Source organism: Bradyrhizobium sp. MI1.11 (assembly GCF_055811255.1).
In genome coordinates this window covers 1-473 of the sequence record NZ_JBVVPM010000204.1, presented here as the reverse complement: position 1 = coordinate 473, position 473 = coordinate 1, and the positions used below count along the sequence as shown (strand labels likewise).

The 473-nt window shown below is 66.6% G+C and carries 2 protein-coding genes; both read left to right on the top strand.

All coding sequences use genetic code 11. The annotated features are described in order from the left end of the window. On the top strand, nt 1–174 hold a 174-nt coding region (locus AC0L30_RS43110; protein WP_473406804.1), incomplete at its 5' end, for a tyrosine-type recombinase/integrase. A gap of 20 nt (nt 175–194) precedes the next feature. Beyond that, on the top strand, nt 195–473 hold a 279-nt coding region (locus AC0L30_RS43105), incomplete at its 3' end, for a transposase zinc-binding domain-containing protein (protein ID WP_473406803.1).

The window sequence follows — 473 nt, the reverse complement described above, 5'->3', positions numbered from 1 at the left end:
AGCTTCGCGACGCATCTTCTCGAGAACGGAACCGATATCCGGATCATCCAGGTCTTGCTCGGGCACAATAATTTGTCGTCGACAGCGCGCTACACGCAGGTCGCCACCGATACGATCCGGGCGACGCAGAGTCCGCTCGATCGCCTGTCGCTGGGGGTGACGCCACCTGGATGATCCGCGGCGGGATGCGGGTGATGATCCGCCCCGACAGCCGCTCCAGCAGGCCCGCCATCGAGATCGCCGATATTCTGCGCCGGCATGGCGACACCTATCGCCGTGACCATGCCGGTCATCTCGGTCGGGTCGAGCGGCGCGTGATGAGCGCAATCGTGGCGTGCCGGACCGAGGCGCTCGGCGGCCACATGGAGGCTTGCGACGACTGCGGCACGACACGCGTCGCCTATAATTCCTGTCGCAACCGGCACTGTCCGAAGTGTCAGGGGCCAGCCCGGGCCGCGTGGCTCGCCGCGCGA